12 protein-coding genes are annotated in these 16,404 nt (G+C 34.7%); all 12 read left to right on the forward strand.

Annotated features, from left to right (window positions below):
• The 12 genes from smc (at position 1) to recG (ending at position 16,398) form a co-directional block, all read left to right on the forward strand.
• Positions 1 to 3,600, forward strand: coding sequence for a chromosome segregation protein SMC (smc, locus tag KF816_11875; GenBank protein ID MBX3008710.1), 3,600 nt, complete (start codon positions 1 to 3; stop codon positions 3,598 to 3,600).
• Complete coding sequence (locus KF816_11880; protein MBX3008711.1) at positions 3,584 to 4,309, forward strand: MtnX-like HAD-IB family phosphatase; 726 nt, start codon at positions 3,584 to 3,586, stop codon at positions 4,307 to 4,309. Before smc ends, KF816_11880 begins: the two co-directional genes overlap by 17 nt.
• A 1-nt stretch (position 4,310) precedes the next feature.
• On the forward strand, positions 4,311 to 4,895 hold the full coding sequence (locus KF816_11885) for an isoprenylcysteine carboxylmethyltransferase family protein (protein ID MBX3008712.1): 585 nt from the start codon (positions 4,311 to 4,313) through the stop codon (positions 4,893 to 4,895).
• Positions 4,892 to 6,034 (forward strand): lipid-A-disaccharide synthase, encoded by a 1,143-nt coding sequence (lpxB, locus tag KF816_11890; GenBank protein ID MBX3008713.1) that lies wholly within the window; start codon positions 4,892 to 4,894, stop codon positions 6,032 to 6,034. The genes KF816_11885 and lpxB overlap by 4 nt, the downstream gene beginning before the upstream one ends.
• Positions 6,018 to 6,677, forward strand: coding sequence for a lysophospholipid acyltransferase family protein (locus tag KF816_11895; GenBank protein ID MBX3008714.1), 660 nt, complete (start codon positions 6,018 to 6,020; stop codon positions 6,675 to 6,677). The genes lpxB and KF816_11895 overlap by 17 nt, the downstream gene beginning before the upstream one ends.
• Entirely contained in the window at positions 6,671 to 7,717 is a 1,047-nt protein-coding gene (gene lpxK / locus KF816_11900; GenBank protein MBX3008715.1) for a tetraacyldisaccharide 4'-kinase, read from the forward strand. The genes KF816_11895 and lpxK overlap by 7 nt, the downstream gene beginning before the upstream one ends.
• Positions 7,718 to 7,747: 30 nt before the next feature.
• Positions 7,748 to 10,507 carry a pyruvate, phosphate dikinase gene (ppdK, locus tag KF816_11905; GenBank protein ID MBX3008716.1) on the forward strand — a complete coding sequence of 920 codons (2,760 nt, stop codon included), beginning with the start codon at positions 7,748 to 7,750 and terminating at the stop codon, positions 10,505 to 10,507.
• A gap of 106 nt (positions 10,508 to 10,613) precedes the next feature.
• The gene (queA, locus tag KF816_11910; protein MBX3008717.1) at positions 10,614 to 11,651 is read left to right on the forward strand and encodes a tRNA preQ1(34) S-adenosylmethionine ribosyltransferase-isomerase QueA; all 1,038 of its coding nucleotides are present in this window, start codon (positions 10,614 to 10,616) and stop codon (positions 11,649 to 11,651) included.
• 49 nt (positions 11,652 to 11,700) lie between these two features.
• Positions 11,701 to 12,393, forward strand: coding sequence for a 2-C-methyl-D-erythritol 4-phosphate cytidylyltransferase (gene ispD, locus KF816_11915; GenBank protein MBX3008718.1), 693 nt, complete (start codon positions 11,701 to 11,703; stop codon positions 12,391 to 12,393).
• A gap of 54 nt (positions 12,394 to 12,447) precedes the next feature.
• Positions 12,448 to 13,116, forward strand: coding sequence for a glycerol-3-phosphate 1-O-acyltransferase PlsY (plsY, locus tag KF816_11920; protein MBX3008719.1), 669 nt, complete (start codon positions 12,448 to 12,450; stop codon positions 13,114 to 13,116).
• A complete protein-coding gene (locus KF816_11925) occupies positions 13,117 to 14,130 on the forward strand; it encodes an NAD(P)H-dependent glycerol-3-phosphate dehydrogenase (protein ID MBX3008720.1) in 1,014 nt (337 codons plus the stop codon).
• Positions 14,131 to 14,226: 96 nt separating this feature from the next.
• Positions 14,227 to 16,398 (forward strand): ATP-dependent DNA helicase RecG, encoded by a 2,172-nt coding sequence (recG, locus tag KF816_11930; protein ID MBX3008721.1) that lies wholly within the window; start codon positions 14,227 to 14,229, stop codon positions 16,396 to 16,398.
• Positions 16,399 to 16,404 lie beyond the last annotated feature (6 nt).

The following is a 16,404-nucleotide window of genomic DNA, read 5'->3' on the forward strand; positions in this document are numbered from 1 at the left end:
TTGTTTTTATCGAAACTCGAAATATTCGGCTTCAAGTCGTTTGCAAATAAAACTAACATTTCATTTAATCGTGGAATTACAGGCATTGTTGGGCCAAATGGTTGTGGAAAAACAAACATCGTAGATGCTATTCGCTGGGTACTCGGTGAACAAAAAACTGCTACTCTACGAAGTGATAAAATGGAAAATGTAATTTTCAATGGGACGAGAGAGAAGAAACCAATGGGTATGTCGGAAGTTTCTCTAACCCTTGAAAATGACCGTGGTGTGCTTCCAACAGATTATACATCAGTTACCATTACAAGAAGAATTTTTAGATCAGGGGAAAGCGAATATTTACTAAATAAGAATATTTGCCGGCTCAAAGATATTACAAATCTTTTTATGGATACCGGGATTGGCGCAAATGCTTATTCTGTTATCGAATTAAAAATGGTTGAAACTATTCTCAGCAGCAGAACTGAAGAAAGAAGAAAACTTTTTGAAGAAGCCGCCGGAGTTAATAAATATAAATTGAGAAGAAGATTATCTCTAAAAAAGCTAGAGGATGTGAAAGCCGACTTAACCAGAGTGAACGATATTGTTTCAGAAGTTGAAAAGACGGTTAGATCATTGGAAAGACAAGCCAAAAGAGCGGATCAATATTCACAAATTCAGTCTGTTCTTCGTGAAAAAGAACTTGATTTGGCTGAACGAGAGTACTCTATGTTGAATCAAAAACTACAATTATTGAATGATTCGATTACAGAGCAAAACCTAAAAAAAGATCAAATAGATATTGATATAAGAAAGCTTGAAACAGAACTAATTGAGTACCGAGTTAAAATAAATTCAATTGATGCCAATCTTCAATCTAAAAGAAAGGAAATTTCTGAAAATTCAGAAGAATTATATGCAGTTCAGAAAAATATTTCTGTGTCTGAGGAAAGATTAAAATCACTACAAAATAATCAAGAAAGATTAGTATCCGAAATTGCTGAGCTCGAATCCACTTATGATTCAACACTTGATGAAATTGAGGAGAACAGACAATCATTAACAAGAAGTAAATCCCAAACTGAAGAAAAAGATGCTGAAATAATTTCATTCGAGAATATTTCTAGTGAAAAAAGAGGCGTGTTCGAAAGTAAAAAAGAGATTCTAAAAACACTTAATCAAAATAGATTTAATCTTCTGAAATTAATTGCCGATAAAGAAAATCTTCTTTCAAATCTTAAAAAGGATTTAGCTTCTTATAACTCTAACATTACTAAGCTTAACGATAAAATTCAGAATGTAACCAACAAGATTGCCAAAACTGTAGGTTTTATTGAAGAACTTTCTGTTGAAAAGGAAGCCGCTGAGAAAAAATTGAATGAGGCAGGGCTCCATATAACACTAAGGCAATCCGAAAAGGAAAAACTTGAAAAAGAATTAAATGAACTAAGAATTCAGGAAGTGGATGAGAAGACTTTATCTGCCACAATTAAAGAAAAAATAAATTTCTTGCAGCAGCTCCTAAATAATTTAGAGGGAATTTCCAAGGGAGCAAAAGTTTTAATTGAACAGAGTTCTACAACCGGGAATAAATCGAGTATTTTTGCTGATATTGGAACCGCAAAGGAAGATTTTAGATTTGCTCTTGAAGCTGCATTAAAATCAGTACTGAATAATTTACTCGTTGATTCATTCGATAATTTAAATAGTGCAGTTAAATACCTAAAAGAAAATGATCTCGGTAAAGCATCATTTTATCTTTTACAAGAGAACAAAAAGTCGAAATCATTAATTGACTTCATTAATAATTATTCTTTGAAAAAGAAAAGTAAAAGTCTTAGCCGCGAGAATTCTTTTGTTGGCTGGTCCTCAAATTTTGTTGAAACCGAATCGAACTGGCTCCCCTACTTTAAACAAGTTCTAAATAATATTGCGGTAATAAAGGATCTTTCTTCTGCAATTGAACTTCATAAAAAGTATCCAGAGTTTAGTTTTACAACACTCGAAGGAGATATTGTTCATGGTTCCGGTATTATTGAGGCGGGCTCACTACCTAAACAGGATGAAACTTTATTCGGGAGACGTCAGCTACTTCAAAATTTATTTAATGAACTACCAAAACATGAAGCCAGTTTAGCCAAGCTCCAAGCATCAATACAACATACCGAAGAATCAATTGCGTCTATTGACCTAAAAAATCTCTCCGATCAAGAAAAATTAATTGCCAACGATTTATCAAATATTGAAAAACAAATTTCTCAATTAGAATTTGAAAAGAAAAAGGCTGACGAAGAGATTGAAATTGCAAGAAAAGATATCCAAGAATATGTGGATAAAGCCAATCTTCTTCATTCTCATCTCGAAACTTCTGAAGGGGAAATGTCCGACTTAAACAAACAGCGGATTGAAATGGATGAAAGTCTCGCATCGTTTGAAGCCGAGTTAAAAGAATCGGAATCAGAATTAAACTCATCCTTGGAACAGTTCAACAGCGCTAAACTTGAACTTGAGCGTTTGCGTGGTCAAATTACAAATATTGAATCCTCAATTGGACAATTAGAGTCGAACGTTTCCTCAATTTTAAATGGAATTGAAAAAAGGAAAAAAGATTCCTTAGAGAATAAAAATGAAACAGATCTCCTGGCTACTGTTATAGAAGAATCCAAAGCAGATTTCGAAGAGATTAATGGTTTAAGGAATTCTCTGCTTGAACAGGAAACAAGTATCAGCTTAAATTTAAAAAGTGTTAAAGATGAAGCATCTCAACTGGAATCACAGCTAAACGCATTGCGTAACGAGAGACAAATTGTTTCCGATAGAGTTCATGGTTTTGATATTAAAGCCAATGAATACAAAATGAGAATTGAAAACTTAATTGGTCATATTAAAGAGAATTATTCGATTGAATTAGAAATTAAAGTGTACGATGATCTTGAGACTTTCAATTTTGAAGAGGTATCTACCGAAGTTCAACACTTAAAAGAAAAAATTAGAAGTATTGGACCGGTAAATCTTCTCGCATATTCTGAATATGAAGAAGAAAAAACAAGATTGGATTTTCTTCATAAACAAAGAAATGATCTTACCGAATCAGAAAAAGATCTTGTTAAAACTATTAATGAGATAAATGAGACTGCCCAAAATCTATTTTTAGAAACCTTTACCGCAATCCGGAGTAATTTTGTTGATATTTTCCAATCCCTGTTCAATCCCGGCGATGAAGCAGACTTAACTCTTGAAGAAGGAGTGGACCCGCTCGAAGGTAAAATTGATATAATTGCAAAACCTAAAGGTAAGAGGCCAACCGGCATTGAGCTACTTTCGGGTGGTGAAAAAACTTTAACAGCTACCGCACTATTATTCGCGATTTATTTAGTTAAACCAAGTCCTTTCTGTATTCTTGATGAAGTTGACGCTCCTCTTGATGATGCCAACATCGATCGATTTACCAGACTTATTCAAAAATTTACAGATAAAACTCAGTTTATAATAGTTACACACAATAAAAGAACAATGGAAGCCGCCGAAACGATGTACGGCGTTACAATGCAGGAAGAAGGAATTTCAAAATTAGTTGGCGTAAGATTCGAGGAAATACCGGTTAGTTATGAAGCCGCCAGTTAAGATTAAAGTATTTGTTGATTTCGACGGTACTATCACTACTACAGACGTCGGCGAAGCAATGTTCATCAAATTTGGGAATGAAGAAAAGAATAGAAGTATTATAAAAGATTGGATTTCAAAGCAAATAGATTCATCGGCGATGTGGCAGCAATTATGCGATACTATTGATTTTTTTGATGAGCCTGCATTTAATTCTTTTCTTGATACTATAAAATTAGATGAGGGATTTAAAAGTTTTGTTTCATTTTGTACTGAATTTGAAATTCCAATTGTAGTGTTAAGTGACGGACTGGATCTTTATATAAAAAAAATAATGAGTAGAGAAGGATTAAGCGAGATACCCGTTTTTTGCAATACTGTTGAGATTGCGCCAGATTCAAAATTGATTATGGGATTTCCTTATACCGATGAAGAGTGTAAAAGATGTGGTAATTGTAAAAGAAATCATATTATAGATTTAAGTAGTGACGAAGATTTCACAATTTATATTGGCGATGGACTTACCGACACTTGCCCTGTTCAATATTGTGATTATATTTTCGCAAAAAGTTCATTATTAAAGTTTTGTGAAATTAATAGAATTAGTTATTACCCTTTTAACAATTTTTATGAAATAAAAGAGAGAATAGAAGAGTTATCTCTCAAAAAGAGATTAAAAAAACGGCATCAGGCACAACTAAAAAGAAGAGAAATTTATATACAAGGTTAATATGTCAACTATAGCTGAAAAATTTTTTAAGTACAGAAGTTATACTCCGATCCCTTTTTTAATTCTGATGCTGATATTTCAAGAATCAACAATTACAAGTATGATTGTTGGATTGGCAATTGCGTTGTTCGGAGAATTTTGGCGGCTTTGGGGAGTTTCTTACGCAGGAAGCGAAACTCGAACTACCGGTGGTGGTGTTGGCGGAACTTACTTAGTTGTCTCGGGAGCATACTCTCACGTTAGAAATCCACTTTATGTAGGAAATATTTTAATGTATTTGGGAATTGGCATAATGTCGATGTCCCTTTACCCCTATTTGCAGATTATTGCACTTTGGTTTTTTTATTTTCAATATGATCAGATTATTAATGAGGAAGAGAAATTTCTCACGACAAAATTCGGGAAAGAGTATCAGGACTATCTAGATAATGTTCCGAGATTGATTCCGAGTTTTTCAAAATATAAGAATGATAATTTAAAGCAGCCCACATATAATTTGAGTGCTGGCATTAAATCGGAAAGAAGGACACTACAGGCTTTTGGTATTATAATTATTCTTATAATAATTAGGCATTACCTAATTTGAATAATAATATATTGATAGTTGCCGGAGAGGCATCTGGCGATTTGCACGGCGCAAGTTTGATTTTAAGTTTGAAGAAACTGCACAATCAATTTAATTTTTATGGTATTGGCGGGAGCAAAATGATTGATGCGGGGTTAAATGCCCTATACAATATTAACCAGATGGCATTTTTAGGGTTCATTGAAATATTGAAACATCTCCCATTTATAAGAAAAGTTAAGAGAGATCTAATTTCCACGGTAATTGAAAAGAAAATTGAAACTGTGATTCTGATTGACTACCCTGGTTTTAATTTAAACCTTGCTAAAAAATTAAAAAAACTCGGAATTCGGGTTATTTACTATATCTCCCCCCAAATTTGGGCATGGGGCAAGGGAAGAATTAAAACAATTAAAGATACGGTAGATAAGATGATCGTAGTTTTCCCATTCGAGGAGAAAATTTATAAAGATGCCTCTGTAGACGTTGAATATGTTGGGCATCCTCTTATTGAGCATATCAATAATTATAAATTTTTTACAAGACATGAGTTAAATGAAAAATTAGGATTAGCTGAGGAGAAGGATATTTTTCTCATTCTCCCCGGCAGTAGAGAACATGAGATTCTTAAAATATTTCCTGAGTGTATAAAAGCAGCCTCAAAATTAGCTCGGAAATATGATATGCAAATTGTTGTTGCCTGCGCTCCTAATCTTGATGAAAATCTCATTAAGAATTCCGTGGCTGAGAAAAATTTTATTTTGGCAAAGGGCTTTACTTACGATTTATTAAAACATTCTACTTTTGGGATAATAAAATCGGGGACTTCAACATTGGAGGCAGCTTATTTTGGTATTCCATTTATTGTTGTGTACTCAACCAATATGATTACTTATTGGCTTGGGAAAAAGGTTGTTAAAATTAAAAACATTGCGATGGTAAATATTATACTTGGCAAAAACCTTATTAAAGAACTAATTCAAAATGATGTTAATGAAGCTAAAATAATTGAGGAATGCGATCTAATAATTTCCAATAAAGATGAAATGAGAAGAATTAAAAACGAATTGCAAGGGATTAAAAGCTTACTTGGTAATCCAGGTTCATCGGATAGATCAGCAAAAATAATATTCGATTTGGTAAATGAAACTAACAAATAAACAGAGAGAGATTCTCAGATTTTTGGGATTACATATCTCTAATTTTTTAGTTACTGTTCTTTTAAAGACTGTTCGGATTACATATATTAAAAAAGATTCAATGGAAGAACTTGTTCTGAATAAAAAGAATTTTGTTTCTGCGTTTTGGCATTGTTCGATGGCTATTGGCTGGTATTTGCATAAAGACCAGAATATATCAGCCCTGGTAAGTAAGAGCAAAGATGGTGACGTTTTAGCAAACATTCTGAAAAAATGGAATTACAAAGTTGTTCGGGGGTCCAGTCATATTGGAGGTAAAGAGGCATTGGGATTGATGCTGGAATTAACAAGGCAAAATTTTTCATTGGCAATTACTCCAGATGGGCCCACTGGTCCACCCCGGGTTATGAAAGCCGGTGCTGTTATCACAGCTAAAAAGAATGGTATTCCACTATTACTTATTGGGATTGGTATTAAAAATAAATTTGTACTAAAAAGTTGGGACTCATTCCAAGTCCCAAAACCATTTACAAAGATCATGGTTTTATTTTCAGAGCCTATTATGATAAATAAAGATTTAACATATGATGAGACATCCAAAATGATAGCGGAATGCGAGAAAAGACTAAATGATTTACAACTGCAAGCGGAAACATTGTGCTAAATATTTTAAGAATATTGTTCTCCCCGGCTGCGTTTGTTTTTTGGATTATTATAAAAATTCGTAATTATTTATTTGATAATGGAATTCTTAGTTCATCCAAAGTAGATGCTAAGGTTATCTCTGTAGGAAATTTAACTGTTGGTGGTTCAGGAAAAACTCCAGCCGTTTTGATGTTAGCTGAAACACTTAAAAATTTCGGAAAAAATGTAGGTGTACTGAGCAGAGGTTATGGCAGATCGACTAAAGGCTATTTGTTTGTTTGTGACGGTGCTGAGATTAAAACTAAGGTGGATGATTGTGGAGATGAAATTTATTTCATTTCAGAGGAATTGAAATTACCAACCGCCGTTTCAGAACGGAGAGTTGAAGGAGCAAAAAGATTTATTAAAGATTCGGGCGTTGATACTATTATTCTCGACGACGCGTTTCAGCATAGGTGGATTGCAAGGGATATTGATATTGTAATAATTGATCAGAGATTCTTAAATAAAGTTGATAAGCTTGAGCAGAATCCTCTTCCTTTGGGCTTGATGCGTGAACCGATGGATTCCATAAATAGAGCTGATATTGTGATTATTAATAGAAAATTTTCTGAGAAGCTGGCAATTCCTAAAAAAATGGATAAGTATTTTCATAATAAAAAAGTATTTCACGGTTATTATGAAGCAAGAGGTGTTTATGATGTTAAGACACATGAACATTATAGTTTTGATGAGTTTGAAGGACAAAAAAGTTTGGTAGTTTGCGGCATCGCGAAACCTTATTCTTTCCTAAACGTGTTAGAAAAGAATAACATCGATATCAAAAATAAAATGCTTTTTACTGATCATAAAAGCTATTCAAAATATGAAGTTCAAAGTATTCGTAAAAGATTTTATGATACTAATTCTTTTTCTGTACTTACTACTCAAAAAGATGCGGTAAAATTAACAAATTTTGCCGTTGAACTAGATGACATAGACATCTTCTACTTAAAGATCAATCTTAAGTTAGATGAACAAAAAGAATTTATTGATTTGATAAATCATAAATTAAATTAACAAACAATCAATTAATTGGAGGTAGCGTAAATGGCTAAATCAACGAAACGGTATGTTTATTATTTCGGCGGTAAAAAAGCTGAAGGAAAAGCAGACATGAAAGAACTCCTTGGCGGTAAAGGTGCCAATCTTGCTGAAATGGTTAATATTGGACTGCCAGTTCCAGCAGGTTTCACTATTACAACAGAAGTTTGTACTTCTTATTACAAGAATAACAAAAAATATCCCAAAGAGTTGGATGCACAATTAAAAACTGCATTGGCTAAAGTTGAAAAAGAAATGGGTGCAAAATTTGGCGATACTAAAAATCCACTATTAGTTTCAGTACGTTCCGGCGCGCGCGCATCTATGCCCGGTATGATGGAAACAATTCTTAACGTTGGTTTAAATAATGAAACTCGCGAAGCTCTAATTGCAAAAACAGGCAATCCCCGTTTTGTGTATGATTCGCACCGCCGTTTAATCCAAATGTACTCCGATGTGGTAATGGAAAAAGCCGCAGGAATTGAACCGGCTGAAGGTAAAGGTGTTCGTGTTCAGTTAGAAAAAGAACTCCATAAAATGAAAGAAGCTCGCGGAGTTCATAACGACACAGATTTAACTTCAGATGATTTAAAAGAATTAATTGAAATTTATAAAGAGAAAGTAAAAGAAGTACTTGGTAAACCATTCCCAGAAAATCCTATGGATCAATTATGGGGAGCTGTTTCAGCTGTATTCCAAAGCTGGATGGGAAAAAGAGCAATCTCCTATAGAAGAATTGAAGGAATTCCTGATGAATGGGGTACTGCAGTAAACGTTCAATCAATGGTATTCGGAAATATGGGCGAATCATCAGCTACTGGTGTTGCGTTCACTCGTAATCCTGCTACTGGTGAAAACTATTTCTATGGCGAATGGTTAACAAACGCTCAAGGTGAAGATGTTGTTGCCGGAATTAGAACACCAAATCCAATAAATGAAGTTGGTAAAACCGAGCATACAGCTCACCTCCCTTCTCTTGAAACCGGAATGCCTAAAACTTACAAACAATTGCATGTTATTCAACGTTCATTAGAAAAGCATTATCGTGATATGCTTGATGTTGAATTTACAATTCAGGAAGGCAGACTTTACATGCTTCAATGCCGCGTTGGAAAAAGAAATGGTCCGGCTGCCGTTAAAATGGCTCTTGATATGTATAAAGAAAAACTTATCACAAAAGAAGAAGCAGTATTAAGAGTTCAACCTTCTCAATTGGATGAACTGCTTCATCCAATTATTGATCCTACAGTTGAATTAACAACAAAAGTATTTGTTAAAGGTTTACCTGCTGGACCTGGAGGTGCGAGCGGACAAATTGTATTCTCAGCTAACGATGCCGTTGCATGGGCAAAAGAAGGAAAGAGAGTAATTCTTGTTCGTGAAGAAACAAATCCTGAAGATATTGAAGGAATGCGTGCAGCACAGGCAATTTTAACCGGACGCGGCGGAATGACTTCCCACGCTGCTCTTGTAGCTCGCGGCTGGGGTAAATGTTGTATAGTTGGTGCTGGTTCTATTAAAATTAATTTGGAAGAGAAAACTTTAACTGTTGGCGGCGTTACAATTAAAGAAGGTGATTGGTTAACTCTTAACGGCTCAAAAGGAAATGTTTACTTAGGCGAACTTCCAATGAAAAAAGCCGCTGAAGAAAATCCCGATTTCCAAGCATTTATGAAATTGTGCGATCAAGTTAGAAAATTAAAAGTTCGCACAAATGCTGATACTCCTGAAGATGCAGAACGAGCAAGAGCTTTTGGTGCCGAAGGAATTGGTTTGTTCAGAACAGAGCATATGTTCTATGGAAAGAATTCTGAAGAACCATTATTCATTCTTCGTAAAATGATTCATTCAAAATCTGTAGAAGAAAGAGTAAACGCTCTTAATGAATTATTCCCATTTGTTATGAAAGATATTAAAGGAACACTTGCTGCAATGGACGGATTCGCTGTGACATTCAGAACTCTCGATCCGCCACTTCATGAATTTGTTCCTACAAGAATTGAAGAAAGAGAAAAACTTGCTGAAAGTCTCGGAATATCATTGGCTGAATTAAATGAAAGAGCAGACTCATTACATGAAAACAACCCAATGATGGGACATCGCGGGGTTCGTCTTGGCATTACTTACCCAGAAATTACAGAGATGCAAGTTCGTGCCATTTTCTCAGCTACCGCTGAATTGATTCAAGAAGGTAAAAAACCTTTCCCAGAAATAATGATTCCAGTTACATGTCATGTAAATGAAATTAAACATCAATATGATTTAGTGACCAAAGTATATGCCGAAGTTTGCGCTAAATATGGTTTAAAGAAAATTCCTCATTTAACCGGAACTATGATTGAGATTCCTCGTGCGGCATTAACTGCAGATAAAATTGCGGAAGTAGCTCAATTCTTCTCATTTGGTACAAACGATCTAACACAAATGGGATTCGGTTTCTCACGTGATGATATCGGTGGATTCTTACCAGAATATCTCGATAAGAAAATTCTTCCAGGTGATCCTTTTGAATCAATAGATCAAGATGCTATTGGTAAACTGATGGAAATTGCTGTTGAAGGTGGTCGTAAAACTAGACCTGATCTTAAAATTGGTATTTGCGGAGAACATGGAGGAGAACCCAAATCAGTTGAGTTCTGTCATAAAATTGGATTGAATTATGTTAGTTGTTCACCATTCCGTGTACCAATTGCCCGCTTAGCCGCTGCACAAGCAATGGTTAAAGAACAAAACGCCGCTAAAAAATCGGTTAAAAAGAAAAAATAAATAGTAAGTACTTATACCCCGCGTTTTTGCGCGGGGTAATTTTTGCAAGTTGTTATGTACGAACCTCTAAAAGAGGTTGTGTATAATAGATCTTATAGGAGCATAAATGAAATTATCTGATTTCAAATATAATTTACCAAAAACTGCAATTGCGAAATACCCGGTTACACCGAGAGATAAAGCCAAAATGATGGTGCTTAACAGAGCAAATGGCAGCATCGAACAACAAACATTCTCCGATTTAACTAATTACCTTAATAAAGGGGATGTAATCGTAGTTAATAAAACAAAAGTTATGCAAGCTAGGCTGTTCGGAAAGAAAGAAAGAACTAACGCTAAAATTGAAGTATTCGTTTTAAGAGAACTAAATAAAGAAGAAAACATTTGGGATGTTATCGTTGATCCCGCCCGTAAAGTGCGTATCGGGAATAGGATATACTTCAATGATAAACTCTGGTGCGAAGTAATTGACAACACTACTTCAAGAGGAAGAACCGTTAGATTTAACGAAGATGCAGGGGATATATTCAAAGCGATAGAAAAAATTGGAAACACTCCTCTCCCCCCTTATATTAAAAGAGAAGCAGAAACATCTGACAAGGATAATTACCAAACAATTTTTGCTGAGAATGATGGTTCTGTTGCGGCTCCAACGGCTGGCCTTCATTTTACTCCTAATCTTGTAAAGAAAATAGATAAGCTCGGCGTTAAGATTGTTCCGGTAATTTTACATATTGGACTTGGTACATTTAGACCGGTTGAAGTTGAAGATCTTACAAAGCACAAAATGGATTCTGAATATTTTGAAATACCCGAAGAAACAGCTAAAGTTATAAATAAAGCATTACATGAAAAGAAAAACGTATTTGTTGTAGGTACAAGTACCTGCCGTGCGCTCGAAAGTAGTGTTACCGCAGAGGGTTTCGCAAAACCAAACTTTGGATGGACTGATAAATTCATATTTCCTCCTTATGATTTTAAGATTACAAAGAAATTGATAACGAACTTCCACGCTCCCGAATCAACATTATTAATGCTCGTTGCCGCTTTCGCCGATTATGATTTTATGATGAAAGCATATAAAAAGGCAATGAAAGAGGGAATCCGATTCTTGAGTTATGGCGACGCAATGCTGATTATTTAATATTTAACCCAAACAGGGTTTTCACTCTGTTTGGGATCTTAAATTTGTTATGAAAAAAAAAGTTATCATTCCATCTGGTGGTTCCGGTTTAAGAACCGGATTGATGCAGCCAAAACAGTATCTTTCCTTCAATGGTAAGGAGCTCATCGCATATACAATCTCCACGTTTCAAAACTCAGATTTCATTGATGAAATAATAATCCCGGTTCAAAAAGAATTCATTCCGCTGATAAATGAAATAAAAGAAAAATTTGGTTTTACGAAAATCAGTTGTATTACTGAAGCAGGCTCAGAACGTCAATACACAGTCAAGAATGGCTTGTTTGCCACCGACTGCGCAGATGGTGATATAATTCTCGTACATGACGCTGTGAGGCCTCTAATAGACAAACAGACAATTGAACAATCAATTCTCGCCACAATTGATTTTGGTGCGGCTGTAGTAGCAATTAAAGCTAAGGACACTCTGATCCAAGGAGTAGGTTCGGTACAGAATTATGTTGATAGAAAAAATATATATTACGCTCAAACTCCACAGGTATTCAGGTTTAATATTTTAAAGGAATCGATGTTAAAAGCAGATAAAGATAATTTTTTAGGAACGGATGAATCAATGCTTGTTCAGAGATGCGGTTATGAAGTTAAAATTATTGAAGGTTCTTCTTTAAACTTCAAAGTAACAAGTCAAGATGATATTAAACTTTTTAAATTAATTTCCGAAAATATTATTGGATTAAGTTAGTTTGGAAATAAATCACATTTTATCTAAATTCGTTTAGTAATTGAGGTTAGATTAATGCTAAATCTTTTATTCGTTGTGCTCGTTTCATATTTAGTAGGGTCCATTCCCACAAGTATAATTTTAAGTAAACTATTACGTGGAATAGATATTCGAAATTATGGCAGCGGTAATGCTGGCGGCTCTAATGTTTTTCGTGTACTTGGATGGAAATGGGGAGTTCTAACAATAATTCTTGATGCTCTAAAAGGTGCTGTAGCTGTAATTGTTGTGGCTCGCTTTTACTTAGATAGTTTCCCGTTCAGTAACATTACACCATTCGACGATTTTACTCTTGTTCAAATTATTTGCGGATTAGCCGCTGTACTTGGTCATATATGGACAGTTTTTGCGGGATTCAAAGGTGGCAAAGGGATAGCTACGGCTCTCGGCTTTTTAATTACTATTATTACTGTGGATATGCTATTTGCATTAGCAGTATTCACATTAACCGTTACATACTCAAAATATATTTCGCTTGGTTCAGTATTAGCAGCAATCTCGGTTCCCCTTATTTTAATTATTCGTGAAAATATTTTTCATGTCAACATTCAAGGATATCATACGATACTGCCATTCGCAATTATTTTATCTTTTCTGGTAATCTATACTCATCGGAAAAATATTACACGAATATTTGATGGCAGCGAGAACAAACTATCTTTTTCAAAAAAGAAAACTGCGTAAATGAGAATTTCAGTTCTTGGAGCCGGCGGTTGGGGTACAACGCTTGCCATTCTTCTTCATTTAAATGGCCATCAGGTTACTCTCTGGGAGTATAAAAAGTCCTACGCAAAATCACTTAGCAAATCGAGAGAAAATAAGACTCTTTTAAAGGGGATTAAGATTCCGGAAGAAGTAATAATCACCTCTTCACTCAAAGAAAGCTGTACTAACCAGCATATGATCGTTATCGCAGTTCCCACCCAATTTGTCCGAAGTGTGCTTAAAGAGGTAAAAAAATTTTCATTTACTGATACAACCTTTGTAAGCGTTTCAAAAGGAATCGAGAAAGACTCATTACTTACTGTCTCGGGAATTATTAGAGATGAAATACCAAGAATTTCTGATGAACAAATCGGGGTTCTTTCTGGACCAAGTCATGCTGAGGAAGTAGCAAGAAAAATTCCCACCGCGGTTGTTGCAGCGTCATTAAATCTAAATACTGCTGTTCAAATTCAATCGGCATTTATTACATCATATTTCAGAGTTTATTCTTCTACCGATATTTTGGGAGTTGAATATGGTGGCGCTTTAAAAAATGTTATTGCTATAGGTGCCGGAATAATTGACGGAGCAAAATTTGGAGATAATACCAAAGCGGCAATTATGACTAGAGGTATTGCTGAAATTTCAAGATTGGGAATTTTTTTAGGGGCTAAGGCAGAAACATTTTCTGGACTTTCTGGTATGGGAGATTTAATAGTTACATGTATGAGCAAACATAGTAGAAATAGATTTGTTGGTGAACAAATAGGAAGCGGATTAAAATTAAAAGATGTTTTAAAAAAAATGGAGATGGTTGCCGAGGGGGTTGAAACATCAAAATCAGTTTATCAATTATCCATTAAAAAGAAAATAGAAACACCGATTTGCACTGCAGTATATCAAATTCTATTTGAAGATAAAGATCCAGTAAAAGCTACTTATGAACTGATGACTCGCGACATGAAATCGGAAACACACAAACTTACTCTCTAACTTCCCTTCAATTCCCATATCATTACACATTACCTCGTACCAATTCCATGCTTCTTTATTTTTGATTATATTTAAAGTAATAATGATGATAAAAAGATGAATGCCTCATTAGCAACACCTGTACAATATTTAAAATCTGTTGGGCCTAAGCGGGCCGAAGCATTTTCTTCTATTGGAATTAATACAATTTACGATCTACTCTTTTATTTCCCATCAAAGTATCTCGATAGATCTACAATTACCAATACAAATCAAATTTTACAACTTATCAGATCCGGTTATGAGGATGAAGTTACAATTGTAGGTCAAGTTGTAATCAAAGAGATTATTCATTATGGAAAAAAAAGCATTGTTAAAGTAAAGATGCGCGATGAGTTCGGCGATTTTGAGTGTGTTTGGTTTCATGGTACAAAATATTTCAAAGATATATTTAATGAAGACAGCTATTATGCCTTATCGGCTAAGCCAGTATTAACTAAATTTGGACATCTTCAATTTGTGCACCCCGATTTTGATAAATTGGCCGAGAAGGAATCGAAAGATTTTCTTAATACCGGAAAAATAATTCCCTTCTATCGCACACCAAAAGAACTTAAATCAGTTAACCTGGGAGATTATGGATTGCGCCGGATAATAAATTCGGCTTTGGAATCCTATTCGGCTGATATTGAAGAAACCTTGCCTGAATATCTCATAACAAAGAATAGTTTACTTTCTTTGGCAGAGACAATACATAAAAAGCATCTCCCAAATTCATTTGCGGATATAGAACTGGCGAACAACCGACTCAAGTTTGAAGAGATTTTTTATTTTGAATGTATGCTCGCTCTTCGTAAATCAAAAAATATTAGTAGCAGTAAATTGATTAAAAATACAAATAATTTGCTAAGACCGTTTTTAAAGCAACTGCCATTTGAATTGACAGAATCTCAGATAAATGTTCTAAAAGAAATTAAAGCTGATCTGATGAGTGGGAAATCGATGAATAGGCTGTTGCAAGGTGATGTTGGCAGCGGTAAAACCATTGTCGCATTAATAAGTATGTTGCTGGCTATTGAAAGTAAATATCAGACTGCACTATTAGTACCAACAGAAATTTTAGCTGTTCAACATTTCGATCGAATCAAAGAACTAACCTTAAATTTTGGAATAAAATGTGTACTATTAATTGGTGGTCAAAAAACATCGATAAGAAAAGAAGTTTTATCGGATATTCAAGATGGAACCGCCCATATAATTGTGGGCACGCATGCCATAATTGAAGAAAACGTTGAGTTCTCTAATTTAGGTTTAGTTGTAATAGATGAGCAGCACAGGTTTGGAGTTCTTCAGAGATCTGCTCTAATTCAAAAGGACCACAACCCACATGTTTTATTAATGACGGCTACACCTATTCCAAGAACCATCACAATGACTTTATATGGAGACCTTGATATTTCTGTAATAAAGGAACCTCCAAAGAATCGTAAGCCAATTAAAACAGTTCTAAGAGGAGAAAGTAAACTTAAAGACGTTTATAAATTTATTTCCGATAAGGCTGAAGCTGGGATTCAAACATTTATGGTATATCCTTTAGTCGAAGAATCAGAAAAACTGGAATTGAAATCAGTTCTTACACATTATGAAGAATTAAAAAGTAATTATCTCACGCATTTGAAGGTCGGCTTAATCCATGGAAGGATGAATTGGCTTGAGAAAGAAAATGTGATGAAAGATTTTGCGGCTAATAATTATCATGTGTTGTTGTCAACTACAGTTATTGAGGTGGGAATAGACATTCCGAATGCAAATATTATAGTAATTAATGACGCACATCGATTCGGTTTGTCGCAATTGCACCAATTGAGGGGCAGAGTTGGGCGAAGTGGAGCTCAAAGTTATTGTGTTTTAATAACAAGTGATGAGCTTTCTGCAAAAATTAATAGATACGATTTTAATTTTGATTTTCTATCGCGAGACGCTATTGAGAAAAGAAAGTCACAGATACGATTAAACGCAATGATCAAGTATTCGAGCGGGTTTGAATTATCTGAAATAGATTTTAAACTCCGGGGACCGGGAAATATTTTTGGTACAGAGCAAAGTGGCTTACCAATTTTTAAATATGTGAACTTACTAGAAGACATTTCTCTGATTGAAATTGCGAAGCATGAAGCATTCGAAATCATTTCTAACGACAATAAACTTACCAACGAGAGCAATTCTCTGATCAAAAATATTCTGAAGAAGCATTATCATAAAAATATTTGGATGTCGCACATCGCATAATTATTT

The organism is Melioribacteraceae bacterium (assembly GCA_019638015.1).
In the GTDB taxonomy this organism is placed as follows: Bacteria; Bacteroidota; Ignavibacteria; order Ignavibacteriales; family Melioribacteraceae; genus JAHBUP01.

Excerpts from the sequence above, each read along its gene's own strand:
- KF816_11880 (MBX3008711.1), top strand. The coding sequence starts at position 3,584 with ATGAAGCCGCCAGTTAAGATTAAAGTATTTGTTGATTTCGACGGTACT.
- KF816_11885 (MBX3008712.1), top strand. The coding sequence starts at position 4,311 with ATGTCAACTATAGCTGAAAAATTTTTTAAGTACAGAAGTTATACTCCG.
- KF816_11895 (MBX3008714.1), top strand. The coding sequence starts at position 6,018 with ATGAAACTAACAAATAAACAGAGAGAGATTCTCAGATTTTTGGGATTA.
- ppdK (MBX3008716.1), top strand. The coding sequence starts at position 7,748 with ATGGCTAAATCAACGAAACGGTATGTTTATTATTTCGGCGGTAAAAAA.
- queA (MBX3008717.1), top strand. The coding sequence starts at position 10,614 with ATGAAATTATCTGATTTCAAATATAATTTACCAAAAACTGCAATTGCG.
- ispD (MBX3008718.1), top strand. The coding sequence starts at position 11,701 with ATGAAAAAAAAAGTTATCATTCCATCTGGTGGTTCCGGTTTAAGAACC.
- plsY (MBX3008719.1), top strand. The coding sequence starts at position 12,448 with ATGCTAAATCTTTTATTCGTTGTGCTCGTTTCATATTTAGTAGGGTCC.
- KF816_11925 (MBX3008720.1), top strand. The coding sequence starts at position 13,117 with ATGAGAATTTCAGTTCTTGGAGCCGGCGGTTGGGGTACAACGCTTGCC.
- recG (MBX3008721.1), top strand. The coding sequence starts at position 14,227 with ATGAATGCCTCATTAGCAACACCTGTACAATATTTAAAATCTGTTGGG.